This is a genomic window from Shinella sp. M31 (genome assembly GCF_049199205.1).
Lineage (GTDB): Bacteria > Pseudomonadota > Alphaproteobacteria > Rhizobiales > Rhizobiaceae > Shinella.
In genome coordinates this window covers 27336-47587 of record NZ_JBLZPH010000074.1, presented here as the reverse complement: position 1 = coordinate 47587, position 20252 = coordinate 27336, and the positions used below count along the sequence as shown (strand labels likewise).

At 63.7% G+C, this 20252-nt stretch carries 21 protein-coding genes; 9 read left to right on the top strand and 12 right to left on the bottom strand.

All coding sequences use genetic code 11. From position 1 onward, the window contains the following. From ACOZKU_RS11865 to ACOZKU_RS11845, 5 genes are all read left to right on the top strand, one after another. On the top strand, nt 1-659 hold a 659-nt coding region (locus ACOZKU_RS11865; protein WP_421579042.1), incomplete at its 5' end, for a carbohydrate ABC transporter permease. Then, entirely contained in the window at nt 656-1471 is an 816-nt protein-coding gene (locus ACOZKU_RS11860; RefSeq protein WP_421579041.1) for a carbohydrate ABC transporter permease, read from the top strand. The genes ACOZKU_RS11865 and ACOZKU_RS11860, both read left to right, overlap by 4 nt. 11 nt (nt 1472-1482) lie before the next feature. Next, a complete protein-coding gene (locus ACOZKU_RS11855) occupies nt 1483-3729 on the top strand; it encodes a glycoside hydrolase family 2 protein (RefSeq protein WP_421579040.1) in 2247 nt (748 codons plus the stop codon). Between the two features lie 11 nt (nt 3730-3740). Further along, a complete protein-coding gene (locus tag ACOZKU_RS11850) occupies nt 3741-4829 on the top strand; it encodes an ABC transporter ATP-binding protein (RefSeq protein ID WP_421579039.1) in 1089 nt (362 codons plus the stop codon). A gap of 122 nt (nt 4830-4951) precedes the next feature. Continuing rightward, nucleotides 4952-5398, top strand: a complete 447-nt coding sequence (locus tag ACOZKU_RS11845; RefSeq protein WP_421579038.1) for a pseudoazurin — start codon at nt 4952-4954, stop codon at nt 5396-5398. On the opposite strand, the gene ACOZKU_RS11840 is transcribed toward ACOZKU_RS11845, so the two are convergent. Beyond that, nucleotides 5395-5811: an acyl-CoA thioesterase gene (locus tag ACOZKU_RS11840; RefSeq protein ID WP_421579037.1), complete on the bottom strand. Its 417-nt coding sequence runs from the start codon at nt 5809-5811 to the stop codon at nt 5395-5397. The genes ACOZKU_RS11845 and ACOZKU_RS11840 overlap by 4 nt on opposite strands. A 92-nt stretch (nt 5812-5903) precedes the next feature. Here ACOZKU_RS11840 and ACOZKU_RS11835 point away from each other — a divergent pair, with 92 nt between their 5' ends. Then, a complete protein-coding gene (locus ACOZKU_RS11835; RefSeq protein WP_421579036.1) occupies nt 5904-6857 on the top strand; it encodes a LysR family transcriptional regulator in 954 nt (317 codons plus the stop codon). Here the strand turns inward: ACOZKU_RS11835 and ACOZKU_RS11830 are convergent. From ACOZKU_RS11830 to ACOZKU_RS11790, 9 genes are all read right to left on the bottom strand, one after another. Continuing rightward, the gene (locus tag ACOZKU_RS11830; RefSeq protein ID WP_421579035.1) at nt 6854-7879 is read right to left on the bottom strand and encodes a histone deacetylase family protein; all 1026 of its coding nucleotides are present in this window, start codon (nt 7877-7879) and stop codon (nt 6854-6856) included. The genes ACOZKU_RS11835 and ACOZKU_RS11830 overlap by 4 nt on opposite strands. Beyond that, nucleotides 7876-8370 carry a GNAT family N-acetyltransferase gene (locus ACOZKU_RS11825; RefSeq protein WP_421579034.1) on the bottom strand — a complete coding sequence of 165 codons (495 nt, stop codon included), beginning with the start codon at nt 8368-8370 and terminating at the stop codon, nt 7876-7878. Before ACOZKU_RS11825 ends, ACOZKU_RS11830 begins: the two co-directional genes overlap by 4 nt. 9 nt (nt 8371-8379) lie before the next feature. Then, nucleotides 8380-9309, bottom strand: coding sequence for a 3-keto-5-aminohexanoate cleavage protein (locus ACOZKU_RS11820; RefSeq protein ID WP_421579033.1), 930 nt, complete (start codon nt 9307-9309; stop codon nt 8380-8382). 10 nt (nt 9310-9319) lie between these two features. Then, nucleotides 9320-10690 carry an aspartate aminotransferase family protein gene (locus ACOZKU_RS11815; protein ID WP_421579032.1) on the bottom strand — a complete coding sequence of 457 codons (1371 nt, stop codon included), beginning with the start codon at nt 10688-10690 and terminating at the stop codon, nt 9320-9322. Nucleotides 10691-10735: 45 nt separating this feature from the next. Further along, nucleotides 10736-11500: an amino acid ABC transporter ATP-binding protein gene (locus ACOZKU_RS11810; protein ID WP_421579031.1), complete on the bottom strand. Its 765-nt coding sequence runs from the start codon at nt 11498-11500 to the stop codon at nt 10736-10738. Further along, a complete protein-coding gene (locus ACOZKU_RS11805; RefSeq protein ID WP_421579030.1) occupies nt 11497-12156 on the bottom strand; it encodes an amino acid ABC transporter permease in 660 nt (219 codons plus the stop codon). The genes ACOZKU_RS11810 and ACOZKU_RS11805 overlap by 4 nt, the downstream gene beginning before the upstream one ends. 3 nt (nt 12157-12159) lie before the next feature. Then, nucleotides 12160-12810 carry an amino acid ABC transporter permease gene (locus tag ACOZKU_RS11800; RefSeq protein ID WP_421579029.1) on the bottom strand — a complete coding sequence of 217 codons (651 nt, stop codon included), beginning with the start codon at nt 12808-12810 and terminating at the stop codon, nt 12160-12162. Nucleotides 12811-12885: 75 nt separating this feature from the next. Continuing rightward, nucleotides 12886-13671, bottom strand: coding sequence for an ABC transporter substrate-binding protein (locus tag ACOZKU_RS11795; RefSeq protein WP_421579028.1), 786 nt, complete (start codon nt 13669-13671; stop codon nt 12886-12888). Between the two features lie 94 nt (nt 13672-13765). Continuing rightward, the gene (locus tag ACOZKU_RS11790; protein WP_421579027.1) at nt 13766-14683 is read right to left on the bottom strand and encodes a cation diffusion facilitator family transporter; all 918 of its coding nucleotides are present in this window, start codon (nt 14681-14683) and stop codon (nt 13766-13768) included. Nucleotides 14684-14966: 283 nt separating this feature from the next. Between ACOZKU_RS11790 and ACOZKU_RS11785 the strand changes: the two genes are divergently transcribed. Together ACOZKU_RS11785 and ACOZKU_RS11780 are read left to right on the top strand one after the other, a co-directional pair. Continuing rightward, nucleotides 14967-15557 (top strand): ankyrin repeat domain-containing protein, encoded by a 591-nt coding sequence (locus ACOZKU_RS11785; protein ID WP_421579043.1) that lies wholly within the window; start codon nt 14967-14969, stop codon nt 15555-15557. Between the two features lie 78 nt (nt 15558-15635). Continuing rightward, nucleotides 15636-16472: a bifunctional allantoicase/(S)-ureidoglycine aminohydrolase gene (locus tag ACOZKU_RS11780; protein WP_421579026.1), complete on the top strand. Its 837-nt coding sequence runs from the start codon at nt 15636-15638 to the stop codon at nt 16470-16472. A 52-nt stretch (nt 16473-16524) separates the two neighbouring features. Here ACOZKU_RS11780 and ACOZKU_RS11775 read toward each other — a convergent pair whose 3' ends face one another. Beyond that, the gene (locus ACOZKU_RS11775) at nt 16525-17721 is read right to left on the bottom strand and encodes a cyanate transporter (RefSeq protein WP_421579025.1); all 1197 of its coding nucleotides are present in this window, start codon (nt 17719-17721) and stop codon (nt 16525-16527) included. Between the two features lie 130 nt (nt 17722-17851). On the opposite strand from ACOZKU_RS11775, the gene ACOZKU_RS11770 reads away from it, so the two are divergent. Then, nucleotides 17852-18709 carry a LysR family transcriptional regulator gene (locus ACOZKU_RS11770; RefSeq protein WP_314088401.1) on the top strand — a complete coding sequence of 286 codons (858 nt, stop codon included), beginning with the start codon at nt 17852-17854 and terminating at the stop codon, nt 18707-18709. Here the strand turns inward: ACOZKU_RS11770 and ACOZKU_RS11765 are convergent. Then, complete coding sequence (locus tag ACOZKU_RS11765; protein ID WP_421579024.1) at nt 18697-20208, bottom strand: malonate--CoA ligase; 1512 nt, start codon at nt 20206-20208, stop codon at nt 18697-18699. The two genes, ACOZKU_RS11770 and ACOZKU_RS11765, sit on opposite strands and share 13 nt — an antisense overlap. Nucleotides 20209-20252: the final 44 nt, after the last annotated feature.

Below are 20252 nucleotides of genomic sequence, written 5' to 3'. Positions count from 1 at the left end.
TCGTCGTGCAGGTGCCGATCATGATCCTGCTGGCGCTGATGCTGGCGGCCGTGCTGAACAATGACAGGCTGAAGTTCATCGGCTTCTTTCGCACCGCGATTTTCCTGCCCTGCGTCGCCTCGCTCGTTGCCTATTCGGTGCTGTTCAAAAGCATGTTCTCGGTCGATGGCGTCGTAAACCAGGCGCTGATGGCGATCGGCCTGACCGGCTCGCCGATCGGCTGGCTGACGGAGCCGTTCTGGGCCAAGGTGCTTGTGATCCTCGCCATCACCTGGCGCTGGACCGGCTACAACATGATCTTCTATCTCGCGGCCCTTCAGAACATCGACAAGTCGATCTACGAGGCGGCGAAGATCGACGGCGTGCCGGCTTGGGCGCGGTTCTTCTATATCACCGTTCCCATGCTGAAACCGGTGATCCTTTTTACGACGATCATCTCGACCATCGGCACGATCCAGCTCTTCGACGAGGTCTATAACCTCACCGAGGGCAGAGGCGGCCCGGCGAATGCGACCATCACGCTCTCGCTCTACATCTACAACCTTACCTTCCGCTTCATGCCGAGCTTCGGCTACGCGGCGACGATCTCCTACGTGATCGTCATCATGGTGGCGCTGTTCTCCTTCCTTCAGTTTTACGCCGCGAGGGACCGGTCATGAACGTCTCGCGCTTTTTCGGCACGGCGTCGCAATATGCCCTCCTCGGGCTTGCCGCCTTTCTTTCGATCTTCCCGTTCTTCTGGATGGTGATCAGTGCGACGAACACGTCGATCGACATCATCGGCGGCAAGACCAGCCTCGGCGACGCTTTCGTCACCAACGTGACGAACTTTTTCACGCAGGTCGATGTGCCTCTGGTGTTCTGGAACTCGACCAAGGTCGCGGTGCTCGCCACCGTTCTCACCATCGTCGTCTCGTCGCTTGCCGGTTACGGCTTCGAGATGTTCAAGTCGAAGGCGCGCGAACGCGTCTATTCGCTAGTGCTGCTCACGCTGATGATCCCCTTCGGCGCGCTGATGATCCCGCTTTTCATGATGATGGCGAAGACCGGGCTCATCAACACGCATATCGCGATCATGCTGCCCACCATCGCGTCCGCCTTCATCATCTTCTACTTCCGCCAGTCGACCAAGGCCTTCCCGACGGAGCTTCGAGACGCCGCCAAGGTGGACGGGCTGAAGGAATGGCAGATCTTCTTCTACATCTACATGCCGGTGATGCGGTCCACCTATGCGGCCGCCTTCGTCATCGTCTTCATGACGAACTGGAACAACTATCTCTGGCCGCTCATCGTTCTCCAGTCGAACGAGACCAAGACGATCACCCTCGTCGTCTCCTCGCTCGCCTCCGCCTACTATCCCGATTACGGCGTGGTCATGATCGGCACGATCCTCGCCACGCTCCCCACCCTCTTCGTCTTCTTCGTCATGCAGCGCCAGTTCGTGCAGGGCATGCTCGGCTCGGTCAAATAGGAATACCCCCCATGCGCATTACCGAAAACTTCAACGGCAACTGGCTCTTCCGCCACGGTTTCGATGCCGCCCGCGCGGGCGTGATGCAGGAGGGCGAGACCGTGCGTCTGCCGCACAGCGCCGTCGAGCTGCCCTACAATTATTTCGATGAGACCGAATACCAGAAACCCTTCACCTACCAGAAGGTGCTCGACTGGCGCCCGGATTTTGAGGGCCGGGAAGTCTCGCTGGTCTTCGACGCCGCCATGGCTGACAGCGTGGTCTATCTCAACGGCAAGGAGATCATCGCCCACAAGGACGGCTACACGCCCTTCACGGCGCGGCTGACGCCGCATCTGATTGAGGGTGAAAACCTGATCACCGTGAAGATCGACGGCTCCGAAAACCCGGAAATCCCGCCCTTCGGCGGCCAGATCGACTATCTCTGCTATGCCGGCATCTACCGCGACGTCTGGCTGAAGGTGACAAGCCTCGTCTCCATCGCCAATGTGAAGATCGAGACGCCGGATGCGCTGGCGAGCGAGAAGACCGTCACCGCCCGCGTCTTCTTCGCCAATCCGCAGGGCCTTGCCGTCTCCGGCACACTCGACGCCAAGATCCGCCGCAAAGGCGGCGGCGATGTCGCGGCCACCTCCATTGCCATCGACGGCAACGAGGCGACGCTGACTTTCTCCGGCCTCACCGGCCTCGAACTCTGGGACATCGACAATCCCGTCCTCTATGCGCTGTCCCTGAAGCTCACCACCGCCCACGGCGAGGACGTGCTGACACAGCGCTTCGGCTTCCGTACCGCACAGTTCACGCCTGAAGGTTTCCTGCTCAACGGCCGTCCACTCAAGCTGCGCGGTCTCAATCGCCACCAGGCCTGGCCGCATACCGGCTATGCCATGGGCCGGCGCGCGCAGGAGAAGGATGCCGACATCCTGAAATACGATCTCGCCTGCAACATCGTGCGCACCTCGCACTATCCGCAGTCGAAATGGTTTATCGAGCGCTGCGACGAGATCGGCCTGCTCTGTTTCGAAGAAATCCCCGGCTGGCAGCATATCGGCGGCGAGGCCTGGCAGCAGGAATCCATCGAGAACGTGCGTCGCATGATCGAGCGCGACTGGAACCATCCGTCGATCATCATCTGGGGCGTGCGCATCAACGAAAGCCAGGACAACCACGCCTTCTACGCCGAGACGAACCGCCTCGCCCGCGAGCTGGACCCGACGCGCCAGACTGGCGGCGTGCGCTTCATCACCAATTCGGAGATGCTCGAAGACGTCTACACGATGAACGATTTCATCCTGGGCCAGGAGGAAATGCCCGGCAACAACCGCGGCCGTGTCGTGCTGCGCGACCGGGTGGAAACGACGGGCATCACCAAGCCGATCCCCTATATGATCACCGAATATAACGGCCACATGTATCCGACCAAGCGCTTCGACCAGGAGCAGCGCCAGGCCGAGCATGTGACCCGCCACCTCTTGATCCTCAACGCCGTGGCCGGCGACAGCGACATTTCCGGCTCCACCGGCTGGTGCATGTTCGACTACAACACACACAAGGATTTCGGCTCCGGCGACCGCGTCTGCTATCACGGCGTGCTCGACATGTACCGCATCCCGAAATTCGCCGCCTATGCCTATGCCTCGCAGGGCGATCCGGCGGACAAGGTCGTCATGCAGCCCGTGACCTTCTGGGCGCGCGGCGAGCGCAATATCGGCGGCGTGCTGCCGCTGATCATTCTCACCAACTGCGATTATGTCGAGGTGAAGTTCGGCGAATGGCCGGCCAAGCGCGTCTATCCGGACAAGGAAAACTATCCGCATCTGGCGCACCCGCCCGTCGTGCTCGACCTGCGCTCCGTCACGCCGGAGGAATTCGGCACCTGGGGCCGTGTCTGGCGTGACGGCACCTTCACCGGCTATGTCGACGGCAAGGCGGTGACCACCATGACGCTGCCGGCGGATCCGGTGCCGACGACGCTGGAGGTCGTGGCCGACGATACGGCGCTGCGCGCCGGCGAGAAGGATGCAGTGCGCGTCGTCGTGCGCGTGCTCGACCAGTGCGGCAACCTGCTGCCCTATTTCGAGGAGCCGGTGTCGCTTGTGCTCTCCGGCCCCGGCCGTATCATCGGCCCGGCCGAACACACGCTGAAGGGCGGCGCGACCGGCTTCTGGGTGGAGGCCGGCGACGAGAAGGGCAAGCTCTATCTGACCGCCTCGACCCGCCGCCTGCTGCCGCAGTCCATCACCTTCACCGTCAGCTGAGATTTTGCCCCATGGCCGATGTTCGCCTCACCGATATTCGCAAGCGTTTCGGCTCCCTTGAGATCATCAAAGGCGTCGACCTCTCGATCACGACAGGCGAATTCGTCGTTTTCGTCGGCCCCTCGGGCTGCGGAAAATCGACGCTGCTGCGCATGATCGCCGGCCTCGAGGACATCACCTCGGGCGAACTGACCATCGGCGGCACGGTCATGAACGATATCGATCCGTCGAAGCGCGGCATCGCCATGGTTTTTCAGTCCTATGCGCTCTATCCGCACATGACGGTGCGCGAGAACATGGGCTTCGCGCTGAAATTCGCCGGCATGGCCAAGGACGAGATCGAGCGGCGCGTCAATGACGCCGCGCGCATCCTCGAACTCGGACCGCTGATGGAGCGCAAGCCGAAGGCCCTCTCCGGCGGCCAGCGCCAGCGCGTCGCCATCGGCCGCGCCATCGTGCGCAATCCCGACGTCTTCCTCTTCGACGAGCCGCTGTCGAACCTCGACGCGGAGCTACGCGTGCACATGCGCGTCGAGATCGCCAAGCTGCACAAAGCGTTGAAATCGACCATCATCTACGTGACGCACGACCAGGTGGAAGCGATGACGCTCGCCGACAAGATCGTCGTGCTGCGCGCCGGCATCGTCGAGCAGGTCGGCGCGCCGCTCGACCTCTACGACGACCCCGACAACACCTTCGTGGCCGGCTTCATCGGCTCGCCGCGCATGAATTTTTTGAAAGCCCGTGTGGTCTCCAGTGAAGGGGGCTACGTCACCCTCTCTCTGGTCAGCCAGCCTGACGTGAAACTCAGCCTTCCCGCCCGATCGGGCACGGCAAAGCCCGGCGACGATGTGAGCCTCGGCGTTCGCCCCGAGCATTTCCGCCCCGCCGGCCAGGGCGATGCGGATTTGGTTCTCGATGTCGACGTGGCCGAACATCTCGGTAATACCAGCTATGTCTATGCCAATGTCTCGCCGGACGAGCGCATCATCGTCGAGCATGAGGGTTTTCGCGGCGCCGACAGCCGCGACCGGCTGACCGTCGGCCTCGCCGCCGACAGATCCTTCCTCTTCGACAGCGCAGGTATCCGCATCCGCTGACGCCTGCGACAGCACGCCACGCCGCATCGCCGGCTTGTTTGACCAAAGTCAAAGAAGCCCGCACCTCGCGGCCCTATCTCTTGCGCAGGAACGATCGACGTTCGTCAGCAAGGAGAATTCCAGTGCGTATCACGGCAAAGAGCATCGTCGGCGCAGCAGCGGTCCTTTTCGCGCTCGCCCTTCCCGCCGGTGCGGCAGATTTCGAAGTGCACATGCTCAACAAGGGGGCCGAGGGCGCCATGATATTCGAGCCCGCCTTCGTGAAGGTCGCGCCCGGCGACACGGTCACCTTCATCCCCACCGACAAGGGCCACAATGTCGAGACGATCAAGGGCTTCATCCCCGAGGGCGCGGAAGCCTTCAAGAGCAAGATGAACGAGACCTACAAGGTCACTTTCGGCAAACCCGGCGCCTATGGCGTGAAGTGCACGCCGCATGTCGGCATGGGCATGGTCGGCGTGGTGATCGTCGGCGATGCGCCGGCCAATCTCGACGTGGTCAAGACCGGCAAGCTGCCGAAGAAGGCCCGCGAACGCCTCGACGCCGCCATCGCGGCCGCCGGCCTCTAAGCAGGTTCAATCAGATTTCCGGCCGCAGCGACGATTGCGGCCGGCAACGGGAGGGATTGCCGCGCTGCAAGGTCGAAATAGACCGAGACGGCCAGCAGCTCCGCGCAGAGCGCTCCATCCGCCTTGTTCGTCAGATGATGGCGGGTGGTAAGCGATGTGCGCCCCACCTTCACCACGGAAGAAAGGATTTCGAACAGGCTGCCGACCCGCAATTCCTGGCGGAAATCGATCTCGTAGCGGCGATCAGCCCAGCCTTCTTTCCGCTCCTTGATCCAGTCCGCCGAATAGCCGGCCGCCGCCATCAGGTGCCAGAGCGACTGGTCGAAGGCGGCGATATAATATTGCACGTTCATATGGCCCATCGCATCGCATTGCGCGGGATAGACCACACCCTGATAGGTCAGAAGCGGCACGGCGAACCTCCTTTGTCCCTCACGGGACTTTGACGCCGGATCGCGCCATGCAATAGCTTTTCCCGAGAGCATAGTTTTGGGGAATGATGCGCATGGCCCGGCAAAGACGGCGCTTCGTCTGGGAAATCGACTGGAACCTGCTGCGCACCTTCATGGTGATCGTGCAGGAGCGCGGGCTGACGGCCGCCGGTGAAAAACTTTCCTTGAAGCAGCCGACAGTCAGCAATGCCCTGAAACGCCTCGAAACCCACATGGACAGCCGGCTGATCGAGCGCAACGCCTCGCATTTTGCCGTCACGCCGGCCGGCCAGCGGCTCTACAGCGAATGCGTCGCGCTGTTCGACATCGTTTCCGGCCTGCCGCAGCATATGGAGGAACAGCCCGGCGACCTGACGGGCCATATCGAGATCGCGCTCGCCAGCCACGTCGTCTGCCCGATCCTCGACGAGGCGCTGGCCGCCTATCACCGCGCCTTCCCGCAGGTCACGCTGTCGCTGACCGTCGCTTCCAGCAACGACGTGGTGGCGGCGGTGCTGAACCGCGACGTCTGCTTCGGCATCTGCCTGATGCAGGACCGTCATCCACGCCTGGAATACGACGTGCTGTTCCGCGAAACCTTCGGCTATTTCTGCGGCAGGCGGCATCCTTTGTTCGGCGTGCAGGACCTGCCGATCTCGGCCCTGCGGCAGGAGCCCTATGTCTCCTTCAAGACGGACCAGATGTCCGGCGCGCTCTGGCCGGTGGCGCTCCTGCGCCAGCAGGAGGGTTTCGAGGGCCAGACCGTCGGCACCTCCTCGAACCTCGAGGAGGTCAAGCGGCTGATCATCGCCGGTTTCGGCTTTGGGCCGCTGCCCATCCATGTCGTGGAGGAGGATGTGCGCGCCGGCCGCCTCTGGCGCCTGCCGCCCTATGAGAACACGCCCGTCATCGACGTGCATGTCGTGTATGACGGTGCGGCCCGCCGCAGCCGGGCGGAAAACCTGCTGCTGGCGGAACTGCGCCAGGCGATTGCGACCATCCCCTTCGAGCAACGGACCTACCTTTAAGCCGTCGCGCCGAAACCGGTGAGGAAGGCCGTCAGGTTGTCGCCAAGCTCGTCGCAGAGATAGCCGCCCTCCTGGACGATGACCGTGGGCAGGCGGAGCTTGGCGATCGCGTCGGCGATGCGGCTAAAACCCGGTGTCGAGACCGAGAGGCCGCCGAACGGGTCCTTCTCGAAGGCATCGAGGCCGAGCGCCACGACGAGCGCATCCGGCGAAAACGCCTCGATACGGCGGATCGCGGCGGCAAGCGCTTCGAGATAGACGGCATCACCGGATTTGCGGGCAAGCGGCAGGTTGAGATTGTAGCCGAGGCCGAGCCTCTCGCCGCGCTCATCCGCATGGCCCCAGAAGAACGGGTAGAAGCGCACCGGATCGGCGTGGATCGACACGGTCAGCACGTCGGCACGCTCGTAGAACATGCCCTGCGTGCCGTTGCCATGATGCAGGTCAACATCGAGGATGGCGACGCGTTTTGCCTGTTGCAGCAGGTGCTGGGCGGCGATGCCGGAATTGTTGAAGAAGCAGAAGCCGCCGGCGACATCGCGAAAGGCATGGTGCCCCGGTGGGCGGCAGAGCGCGTAGGACCAGGCGTCGCCACCCATGACGGCCTCGGCTGCGGAGACGGCGGTCGATGCGCTCCAGCAGGCGCTTTCCCAGGTGTGTTCGGAGATCGGGCAGGACGTATCGGCCATATGGTAGCCGGCTTGGCCGACGGCGGAGGCAGGATAGCTGCCGGTGCGGGCGATGGGATGGATGTTCGGAATGACTTCGGCCGACGCGCCCTCGATATATTGCCAGCGCTCATAGATGCGGCGCAGGAAATCCAGATATTCCGGCGTGTGCACGGCCGAGACCGGGCCGAGGCCATGATCCTTCGGGCGCAGGATTTCCATGCCCGCCGCCCTTGCGCCGGACAGCAGGCGCTCCACGCGTTCCGGCTGTTCCGGGTTCGGCTGCGGCGCGCCGCTCGACAGGAAGAAGCTCGGATCGTGACGCTTCTGTTCTTCGGCAAAAAAGGTCTTCATGTCTTCTCCTCACCGGCGAAGGCGTCGAAATCCGCGCCTTTGATCATATGGATCAGCTCATCGCGGGAATGGCGGATGCCGATCCGGTCATAAAAGGCCTGCGCCCTTGGATTCTCGACATCGACCGAGAGGCGCATATAGCGCGCGCCCTTGTCCCGGCCGCGCCGGGCCACCGCTTGCAAAAGCCGCTCACCGATGCGCCGGCTGCGAAAGGCATGCACCACGAACAGGTCCTGCACATAGATGCCGGGCGTGCCCATCCAGGTCGAAAAGCTCGGGAATGTCAGGCAGAGGCCGGCGAAGGCATCGGCCGTCTCCGCGATCAGCACCTCGAAGGCGGGAGCCGCACCGAAGCCGTGGCGCCTGATGTCCTCGACCGTCGAAACGAATTTCGGGCCGGCCTTCATGCCGGCGGCCATGTCCTTCAGCGCCGTATGAATGGTTTCGGCGTCCTCGATGACGGCGGGTCGGATGCGGATGTCGTCTTGCATGGTCTCTCCTCAGAAGGCGACGCGATCGCCGCCCTTGAGGCCGAGCATAGCGCGCGCCTCGTCGGGCGTCGCGACCTCAAGCGACAGACCTTCGAGGATCGCGCGGATGCGGCGCACCTGCGCGGCGTTGGAGGTGGCAAGCTCGCGGCCGTCGAACAGGCTGTCCTCCAGCCCGACGCGCACGCTGCCGCCCATGGTCGCGGCCATGGTGATCATCGGCGTCTGCTTGCGGCCGGCGGCGAGTACGGAGAAGCGGTAGTCGTCGCCGAACAGCTTGTCGGCAATGCGCTTCATATGCATGAGGTTCTCGGGATCGGCGCCGATTCCGCCCAGAATGCCGAGCACGAACTGGATGAAGGGCGTGCCCGGTATCAGGCCGCGATCGCGGAAATGCGCGAGCGTGTAGAGATGTCCGACATCGTAGCATTCGAACTCGAAGCGCGTGCCGCAGCCCTCGCCGAGCCGCTTCAGGATCGTCTCGATATCGCCGAACGTGTTGCGGAAGATCGTGTTGCGCGTCGCCTCCAGCAGTTCCGGCTCCCAGGCGTGCTGCCATTCGCGTGGACGGTCAAGCATCGGGTAGAGGCCGAAATTCATCGAACCCATGTTGAGCGAGCACATTTCCGGCTCGGCCGCCAGCGCCGCCGCCATGCGGTCCTCCAGCGTCATGAGCGAAGAGCCGCCGGTGGTGATGTTGATCACCGCATCGCTCGCCTGCTTGATGACGGGCAGGAAGCGCTGGAAGATTTTGGGGTCGGCCGTCGGGCGGCCATTTTCCGGGTCGCGGGCATGCAGGTGCAGGATCGAGGCGCCGGCCTCGGCCGCCTCGATGGCCTGAGCGGCGATGTCCTCCGGCGTGTAAGGGAGATGCGGCGACATCGAGGGCGTGTGCACCGAGCCTGTCACGGCGCAGGTGATGATGACCTTTTTGGATTTCATGATCCGCCCCTTATTTCCGCACCGGCAAAGACAGCTCGCCGGCAAGCTGGGCCAGCGTCGCATCAAGGATGGTCACGATCTCGCCGACCTGTTCTTCCGTCGTGATCATCGGCGGGCAGACGAGGAAATGATCGCCCTCCACCCCGCCGCGCGTGCGACGGGAATAGATGATGAGGCCACGCTCATAGGCGATATCGACGACGCGCTGGTGTGCGTCGAGCGCCCTGGGCAGCGGGGTCATCGTCTCGCGATCCGAGACGAATTCGGCGGCGAGCAGCAGGCCCTTGCCACGCACGTCGCCGATGAAAGGGTAGCGCTCCGCAAGTCCCTCAAGCTCGGCCTTTATTAGGTCGCCGATGCGGGTGGCGTTACCGAGCAGGTCCTGCCGCTCGATCTCGTCGAGCACGGCGAGGCCCGCGGCGCAGGCGAGAGGATTGCCGGCATAGGTGTAGCCATGCGCGAAGCCGCCGCGGTCGAGCACCGGCTTGACCAGCTTGGAATGGGCGATCATCGCGCCGAGCGGGCAATAGCCGGCACCCAGTCCCTTGGAGAGCGCGATGATGTCAGGCCGGCAGTTCCAGTGATCGCCGCCGAGATAACGGCCGGTGCGGCCCGCCCCGCTCATCACCTCGTCATGGATCAGCAGGATGCCGTATTTGTCGCAAATCTCGCGGATGCGCGGATAGTAGCTGTCTGGGGCGACCAGCGCGCCGGTGGAGGCGCCGCCGATCGGCTCCATGATGAAGGCGAGCACGCTTTCGGCCCCCTCCTCCAGGATCTTCTCCTCCAGCATATCGGCATAGCGCAGCCCGCGCTCTTCCATCGAGAAATTGTCGCGGTCGAGATAGGCGGTCGGCGCCTTGATGTGCGGCATGTCGCGCAGCATCGGCAGGAAGGGCTTTTTCAGCGCGTCGTAGCCGGTGACGGCAAGCGCCCCGAGCGTCGAGCCGTGATAGGAGGGGAAGCGCGAAATGACCTTCCAGCGCTCCGGCTGGTCGGTGGCGAGCGCCCATTGCCGGGCGAGTTTCAGGCAGGATTCCACGGCTTCCGAACCGCCGGAAACGAAGAACACCCGGTCGAGCCCCTCGGGCATATGGCCGGCGAGCCGGCGGGCGAGGTCTTCCGCCGGCTGGTTTTCGAAATGCAGGCGATAGGCGAAGGTCGCCTTGTCCATCTGCCGCTTCATGGCATCGAGCACGTTGCGGTTGGAATGGCCGATATTGACGACCATGGCGCCGCTGGAGCCGTCGATGACCTTCCGGCCGTGTTCGTCCCAGATATAGATGCCCTCGGCGCGGTCGGCGAGCGGCCGGCGCATGCGGGACTGGTAGAAGAGGTGCGATGCCGGGCGTTCACCGGGCGCAGTCGATTGCTGGCTCATGATCGATCCATTGAAAAAGATAAGAATGCAGCGGCCGGACGTAGTCTAGCCGTTGAGGAACTTCTTGAGGAAGCTGCGGGTGCGTTCCTGCACCGGATTTCGGAAGAGATCGTCGGGCTTGCCCTCCTCGACGACCGCGCCATCCGCCATGAAGATCACCCGGTCGGCGACTTCGGCGGCAAAACGCATCTCATGCGTGACGATCACCATGGTCATGTGCTCGGCCGCGAGCTGTTTCATGACGAGGTTCACCTCGTCCACCAGCTCCGGATCGAGCGCCGACGTCGCCTCGTCGAACAGCATGACCTTCGGCTGCATGGCGAGCGCGCGGGCAATGGCGACGCGCTGCTTCTGCCCGCCGGAAAGACGCGCCGGGAAAGCGTCGATCTTGTCGGCAAGGCCCACCTTGTCGAGCATCTTCAGCGCCAGCGCCCGTGCGTCGGCCTTCGCCATGCCCTTCAGCTTCATCGGCGCGATGGTGATGTTTTCCGCCACGCTCAGATGCGGGAAGAGATTGAAGTGCTGGAACACCATGCCCATCTGCTGGCGCACGCTGTTGATATGCCTTTCGAAGGCGCGGCGGGGAAGCGTCTGGTTGACCTGAACGCCATCCAGCCACACCTCGCCGCCATCGAGCGTTTCCAAGTGGTTGATCGAGCGCAGCAGCGTGCTCTTGCCCGAACCGCTCGGGCCGATCACAGCGACGATCTGGCCGCGCGCCACGCTGAAATCGATGCCCTTCAGCACCTCCAGCGGCCCGAAGAATTTGCGCGCGCCGCGCACCTCGATCATCGGACGGACATCGGTCATCGCGAAAGCTCCACTTTCCGTTCGATCCCCCTGAGGACCGCTTCGAGAATGAGATTGAGGACGTAATAGAGGGCGGCCGCCGTCAGGTAGAATTCGAAAGGCCGGTAGGTCTCGCTGATGACGAGCTGGGCGCTATGAACGAGCTCGGCGATGCCGATCATCGAGACGATCGACGATTCTTTCAGAAGCGCGATCATCATGTTGCCGACGGCCGGCACCGTGTTGCGCAGGGCCTGCGGCACGACGATGTAGAACCGCGTCTGCCAGGCGCCGAAGCCGAGCGAGCGCGCTGCCTCGGTCTGCCCCTTATCGAGCGAGGCAATGCCGGCGCGAAAGATATCGGCATTGTAGACGGCGAAATGCAGGCTGAGGCCGATGATGCCGGACCAGAGGGCCGGAATGTCGATGCCGATCTGCACGAGGCCGAAATAGATCAGGAACAGCTGCAAAAGCAGCGGCGTGCCCATGAAGAGCCACATGAAGAAGCGCACGGGATAGCGCACCACGGGCGAGGCATAAAGCACGATGAGGGCAAAGCCCATGCCGGCGACGATGCTGAACAGCGCGGAAACAACGGAGATGACGACCGTCCACCACAGGCCCTTGCCGATCAGCGGTAGATATTCCGGGACGATGCTGAAATCGAGACCCTGCATGGCTCAGGCCTCCCCGGCATAGGCGCGGTCGAGCCTGTCGATGACGAGCGTAAGGCCATAGACCATGATCATGTAGAGCACTGCCGTTACCGCGAAGATCTCGAAGGGTTTGTAGGTGGAGCCGATGAAGCGCTGCGCCGTATAGGTGAGTTCCACCACCGAGATTGTCGCAACGAGCGCCGTGCCCTTGACCAGCGCCACGGCATTGACGCCGAGCGGGCGGATCATCAGCTTGGCGGCCTGCGGCAGCACGATCCAGCGCATGGACTGGCCTTCGCCGAAGCCGAGCGAGCGCGCCGCCTCCATCTGCCCGCGATCGACCGACAGCACACCACCCCGGATCGATTCCGCCATATAGGCGCCGATGTTAAGGCCGAGCGCGATGGCGCCTGCCGCGAAGGGCTCAAGCTGGATGCCGAGCTGCGGGCCACCGAAATAGAGCAGGAAGATCTGGAGAAGCGCCGGCGTGCCGCGGAAGACGCTGACATAGGCAGCCCCGACGAAGCGCAACACTGCCAGATGGGAAAGCCGCAGGCCCGCGATCAGCGCCGCCACGGCAAGGCCGAGGACGAGCGAGATGAGCGAAATCTGAACGGTCGTCCAGGCCGCCTGGACGAAGACAGGGATGATGCGGCCGATGAGAGCGATGTCCATTCCCGGATCCTCGGCAGTCGGTCAGGCCGCCGGCGGTTTTTCCCGCCGGCCAGCCGTCTCAGGATGCGAAAACGATCAGCGGATGTCCGAGCCGATCCACTTCATGGCGATGGCCTCGTAGGTGCCGTCGGCCATCATGTCGTCGAGCGCCTTCTGCATGGCCGCCTTCAGCTCGGGATTGCCCTTGCGGATGGCGATGCCGATCTTGTCCTCGGTGCCCTTGAATTCCGGCACGTCGAGCTTGGTGAACTTCTCGCCGGTTTCCTTGATGGCGATCGACACCGGAACGGCATCGACGATCATCGCCTGGATACGGCCGGCCTTCAGCTCGAGAAAGAGTTCCGGCAGGCCTTTGTAGGTGCGGATTTCCCAGCCGCCGCGCTCGCGGGCCCACTTTTCGTGGGTTTCGCCGAGCGTCACGCCGATGGTCTTGTCCTTGAGGTCGTCGATCGACTTCACGTCGGACCCATCCAGCACGAAGACGCCGCGGCCGGACTTGTAGTAGGGACCGACGAAATCGACGGCCTTTTCGCGCTCGGGCGTGATGGTCATGCTGCCGATGACCGAGTCGTATTTTCCGGCAAGCAGGCCGGCGATGATCCCGTCCCAGGCGGTGCTGAGACCGGTGCCCTTCACGCCGAGGCGCTTGGCGATCTCGTTGCCGATATCGACGTCGAAACCGACGGTCTGGTTGCTGTCGTCGACGAAGCTGAAGGGCGGGTAGGCGCCGCTGTTGGCGAACTTGAATTCACCGGCTGCTTTGATGGTTTCCAGGTCGTCAGCGCTCGCCGCAAAGGGCGTCGCGAGAACGGAGAAAGCAAGGCCGGCGGCCATGGCGCAGGATAGAAGGCTTTTGAACATGTCGTTCCCCTTGGTTAGCTGAAGGGAAGATCGGGCATGACCATGCATTACACAAATAGATAGTCACAATACCAAACATTCCATAAAGGAATGATCAATCCGCCCATTCCGGATCGGTCGTGAAGGCGATGGTCAACCAGCGATCCGGGCCTTCATCGCCTATGGCGAGGCCGATTTCGTCGCGGATCTGGTCCCATTCCTGCAGTTTCTGCGCGGGAAAATCTTCCGGCACGATGAAGTAGAGTTCGATCTGCCGGCCGCGGCCGACACGGGCGACATAAGCGCGGTAGGACAGGAAACCGCGCTTCTCGACAATCGCCTTTGCGACCGCATCAACATGGCGTTTCAAATCCGACGGCGTGACGAGCAGGATATCGGCGAGCGCCTGGCGGATCGTGCCGGCGGGAATGGGAATGATGACGACGCAGACGAGCGCCAACGCGACCGGATCGATATAGGGCGACAGCCATTCGTGCTTCGTGCCCTGGATGAAGTAGCCGATGACGAAGGCGACGAGCAGAGCGCTGGTCAGCCCTGCCGACATGACCCAGGCCTTGGCGTCGAGCGCCACGAAATCCGACTGGATGGTGCGGTTCGCCCGCGTGCCTATGACCGCCATGGTAACGGTGACAGCGATCGTGAGCACCGCATAGAGGATGGCCTGATCGAAATCGAGCGCGCGCCCGCCATCCATGATGGAGCCGATGGCGTTGATCAGCGCGTAGATGGCAGCCCCCGTCAGCATGATGCCGTTGAGGCCGAGCACCATCGGCTCCAGATGCCAGAAGCCCATGGTGAAATGCTTGACGAAACGCCCGCTGCCGGAGGCCGAGGCGGCGATGAGATTGGAGACCAGCAAGGCGACCACCGTCATGACCGCATCCGTCAGCGCATAGACGCCGTCGAAGACGATGGCAAACGAGCCTGAGAGAATACCGAACAGGATGCCGACGCCGGCCAGCACGATGGTGACCGCAATCGAAATGCGCAACAGCCCCTGTTCCGTCTGCATGGATCATGCCCTTTCCGTGTTTCTGATGTTTCCCGCTTATAGAGCACTTGCCGGAAAAGTGGCTACAGGCCTTCTGGCGAGGGTCGGGCGTTCCGGCACGATAACCCGCCAAATTCACCTTCTGCATGATAGGGATTTGCATATTTAATTTTCAAATGGCATGCCCGCCTGTTAATTTTGCCGGCATAACCCCATGGGATGGCGCATGCTGAAATTCTCCCTGCTGTCGGCCTGGCTCTTCCTCGCAGCCCTCTCGTCTCCCCTTCTTGCCGCCGGTGATGCCATGGACCTTCAATTGCACAAGGCGGCCGCCGCCAATGATGTAGCAGCGATCACGGCCCTGCTCGATAAGGGGGCCGATATCGAGGCGCGGGACGGCAGTGGTGCCACCGCCCTTCTCGTCGCCACCCATGCGAACAATCTCGATGCCGCCCGCGCGCTGATCGAGGCCAGGGCAGACGTCAATGCCAAGGACGGCATCGAGGACAGCCCCTATCTCTATGCCGGTGCGCGCGGCCATCTGGACATCCTGAAACTGATGCTTTCTCACGGTGCTGATCTCAAGAGCATCAACCGCTACGGCGGCACGGCGCTCATTCCCGCCGCCGAGCGCGGCCATGTCGAGACGGTCGATACCCTGATCAAGGCCGGCGTGAACGTGGACCATGTCAACCGGCTCGGCTGGACGGCGCTTCTCGAGGCCATCATCCTCGGCGACGGCGGACGGCGGCATGTCGAGATCGTCGACTTGCTGGTCAAGGCAAGGGCCAACGTCAATCTCGCAGACAATGACGGCGTGACGCCGCTGCAGCATGCGCGCGGGCGCGGCTTTGAGGAGATCGCCGCACTGCTCGAAAAGACAGGGGCGAAGTAACGCCTTCAAGATCGGCGCGGCACCCAAGGCTGCGCTCATAAAAAAATCGGAACCACTCACAGCAAAGGGCCTGAGACGATGCAACGAAGCTACTATTCCTCCCTCGGCGGCCATCCGCCGCAGAGCGACCTCCTGACCGGCCGCGCCGTCTTCACCGAGGCCTATGCGGTGCTGCCCAAGGGCACGATGCAGGACATCGTCACCAGCTTCCTGCCCTTCTGGGACAACACGCGGCTCTGGATCATCGCCCGCCCGCTTTCCGGTTTCGCCGAGACCTTCTCGCAATATGTCATGGAAGTGGCGCCGGGTGGCGGCAGCGACAATCCGGAACAGGACCCGGATGCCGAAGGCGTGCTCTTCGTCGTCGATGGCACGGTGGAGCTGACGATCCCGACCGGCACGCACACGCTGGACCCGGGCGGCTACGCCTTCCTGCCGCCGGGCCTGAAATGGTCGCTGCGCAACCGCTCCGGCGCTCATGCCCGCTTTCACTGGATCCGCAAGTCCTATGAGGCCGTCGAGGGCCTGCCGCATCCCGAGCCGCTGATCCTCAACGAAAAGGATATCAAGCCCTCGGAAATGCCCGGCACGAACGGCGGCTGGGCAACGACGCGCTTCGTCGATCCGAACGACCTGCGCCACGACATGCACGTGACCATCGTCACGCTGATGCCCGGCGCCGTCATTCCCTTCGCCGAAACCCATGTCATGGAGCACGGCCTTTACGTGCTGCAGGGCAAGGCGGTCTATCGGCTCAACCAGGACTGGGTGGAGGTAGAAGCCGGCGACTTCATGTGGCTGCGCGCCTTCTGCCCGCAGGCCTGCTATGCCGGCGGCCCCGGCCCGTTCCGTTACCTGCTCTACAAGGACGTCAACCGCCATGCGGCGCTGAAGCCGTTCGGCGGCCGTCGCTGAAGACCGGCAATTCCCTTGAAGCCCGCGCCGTCACCGGCGCGGGTTTTTTCGTTCAGCCGGCCGAGGGCATCGCCGCCGGATAGTGGCGCGGGTCGAAGCGCAGATAGAGCAGCGCCGTCACCAGCACGCAGCCGAAATGCAGTAGCCAGCCGGCGGCGAACCCGCCCGTCCAGTCATGCAGCAGGGCAACCGCATAGGGGCCGAGCGCTGCAATGAGGAACCCGCCGCCCTGCATGAGCGCCGCCAGCGCGCCCGCCTGTTCGGGGCGCGGCAGATGATCGAGCGCGGTGACGATGGCCAGCGAGAAGCTGCCGCCAAGGCCGGCGCCGCACAGCCCCGCCCAGAGCGCGGGTGCCGCTCCCGGCATGCTGGCCAGTCCGAAGAAGCCGACAAGCTGAAACGCGATGGTCAGCCACAGCCAGCGACGGCGGTCGATATTGCCACGCGCCAGCGTCGGCAGGCTGAGGGCCGCGACAGCCTGGCAGGCGGCCATGACCGCGACGAGGCCGCTGCTGTCGGCGCTCGTCCAGCCTTGCGCCTGGTAATAGGGCGCCAGCCAGGCGATCATCGAGGAATATCCGGCATTGACGAGGCCGAAGGCGGCCATCAGCACCCAGGTGCGCGGCCGCGCCAGAAGCCTGCGCGTCAGCGTGCCGTCCGGGCGGCTCGCCTGGACATCGGAAAGGATGCGCCAGGCGGCGGCGAGCGCGATGGCGACCGGCACGGCGAGCCAGGCAAGGGCCGCCCGCCAGGAATAGCCGGCATGGGTGAGTACCGGCATCAGCCGCGCGCCGAAGGCGCCGCCTGCCATGATCATCGCGGAATAGAGCCCGGTAACGACGGGCACGCTTGCCGGGAATCGCGTCTTGATGATGCCGGGAAAGGCCGCCTGGATGAAGGCGACGCCGATGCCGCAGAGCCCGGCCGTCGCAATCAGTGCAGCACCGCTCTCCGCGTAGAAACGCAGCGCCGAGCCCGCAAGCAGAATGGCAAGCGCCACGAGCAGGCCCCGCCGCGTGCCGATGCGCAACTGCAATCCCGGCGCCATGAAAGCGCCGGCCCCCATCAGGAACATCGGCAGCAGCGTCAGGAGTGAAACCCCGCCCAGTCCAAGGCCGGTATCCGTCATGATCTCGTTGAGAATGGGCGCGGGCGCGGCGATGAAGGGGCGAAGGTTGAGAGCGACGAGGACGACCAGCCCGAGCATTGCCCAATCGCGGGCCGGGCGCGGTTGCTTGGTATCTGCCATGGTAGGACTTTCTGCTGTACCGGGCGGCTCGCGGGATCGCGCCACCCTCCCGCTATCGCTACCATCCGCTTGAATCATGCGCAAATTACATGTTTAGATACCCATCATTCCGATTTTCGATGGAGGCATCGTGCTCGATCCGCGCCTGCTCCGGGCCTTTGTGGCGGTCGCCGATGCAGGCAGCTTCACCGCCGCCGCTGACCGCCTGCACATGACCCAATCGACGATGAGCCAGCAGATCGCCCGGCTCGAGGAGGCGATCGGCCGCGATCTCGTCGATCGCGCGGCGCGCCCGGTACGCCTGACGGTGACGGGCGAGCGCCTGCTCGGCCATGCCCGGCGCATCCTCACGCTACAGAGCGAGGCACTGACGCTGGTGGCCGAGACCTCCGGCACGACCTCGGTGCGCATCGGCATGCCCGACGATATCGCCACCCCCGAGATGGCCCGCGTCTTCGCCGCCTTCACCAAGCGCCACAGGCAAGCCCGGCTCGACGTCACAACCGGCCTGCGATCCGACCTGACACGGCGCTATAGGGCCGGTGAACTCGACATCGTGGTCCTGAAGGAGGATACGCCGACCGCCGACGCCTGGGCGAGCTTTGCCGAGCCCATCGCTTGGTACGCGGCCATGGATGCGGCAAACGACCTTCCCGATCCCGTCCCCCTCGTCACCTTCCCGCCCGGCGGGCTCTATCGCGACGCGATGTTCGAGCGGCTGGAGCGGGAGCGGCGGCGCTGGTACGTCGCCTTCACCTCCGCCAGCCTGCGCAACGTGCTGATGGCCATCGAGGCCGGGCTCGGCCTCTCCATGCTGCCGGTCGATGCCGCCAAGGGATGGCGCATCAGGCCGCTTGCCGATTTTGCGCCGGAACCGCCCGTCGTCGCCTCGCTCTATTCTTGGGAACGGAGCGGCATCGTCGGCGAGCTTGCAACCGAGGTGCTCGATATCCTGCGACGGCATTTCGCCTACGATCAGGCCTTGTAGAGGTCCTCATAGGTCTGGCGCAGCACGTTCTTTTGAACCTTTCCCATCGTGTTGCGCGGCAGGTCGTCGACGAAAAGCACGCGCTTGGGCTGCTTGTAGCGCGCCAGCCGGTCCTTCAGGCCGTCCAGAACCGCCTTTTCATCGAGCGCGGCATCCTTCGCACGCACCACGACTGCCGTCACGCCTTCGCCGAAATCCGGATGCGGCACGCCGATGACGGCGCTTTCGACGACGCCCGGCATGACGTCGATCTCGGTCTCCACTTCCTTCGGATAGATGTTGTAGCCACCCGAAATGACGAGGTCCTTGCCGCGTCCAACAATATGAACATAGCCGCGTTCATCGATCTTGCCGAGATCGCCGGTAATGAAGAAACCATCGGCGCGGAACTCGGCCGCCGTCTTTTCCGGCATGCGCCAATAGCCTTTGAAGACGTTCGGCCCCTTCACCTCGATCATGCCCGTCTCGCCGTCCGGCACCGGCGCGCCACTCTCCGGTTCGGTGACGCGCAGCGAAACGCCCGGCAGCGGGAAGCCCACCGTGCCGGCGATGCGGTCGCCGTCATAGGGGTTTGAGGTGTTCATGTTCGTCTCGGTCATGCCGTAGCGTTCGAGCAGGGCGTGACCAGTCTTTTCCGAGAAGGCGCGGTGCGTTTCCGCCAGAAGTGGCGCGGAGCCGGAAACGAAGAGCCGCATCTTCGCGGTCGCCTCACGGGTCAGGCCGGGATGCTGCACGAGCCGGACATAGAAGGTCGGCACGCCCATCAGGACGGTCGCCGTATCCATCAAACCAAGGGCTTCGTCGGCATCGAATTTCGGGAGCAGATACATCGACGCGCCTGACAGCAGCGTGACGTTCGACGCGACGAACAGACCATGCGTGTGGAAGATCGGCAGGGCATGGATCAGCCGGTCTTCGCTGGTGAAGCGCCAATGGTCGCGCAGCGTCAGCGCGTTCGACAGCAGGTTGTCATGCGTCAGCATCGCGCCCTTGGAGCGGCCGGTCGTGCCCGACGTGTAGAGGATCGCCGCCAGATCATCCGGCCCGCGCTCGACATCGGCGAAATCGGGGTTCTCATCCGTGGCGCGCTCGATGAGACTGCCATGGCCCGAGGCATCGAGCGTCTCGACGCGGCTGCCATGGGCCCTGGCGATTGCCTCGACACCTTCGCGCGCTTTCGGTCCGACGACCACGAGCGCCGGCTCGGCGTCACCGATGAAATAATCGAGTTCCGCGAGCGTATAGGCGGTGTTGAGCGGCAGATAGACCGCGCCCGCCCGGATACAGGCGAGATAAAGCATCAGCGCCTCGGGGCTCTTTTCCACCTGCACGGCGACCCGATCGCCCGGCCGCACGCCAAGCGCCCGAAGCGTGCCCGCCAGCCGGCCGGAAAGGGCGATCATGTCGCCGTAGGTCCATCGCCTGCCATCGATCGTCTCGATGAAGACGGCGTCCGGCTTTGCAACCGCCCGGATCGCGTCGAAAAGATGATTGCCCATGGATATGTCCTCTCCCTGCTGCCTGCACCTTGTCACATCGTGCG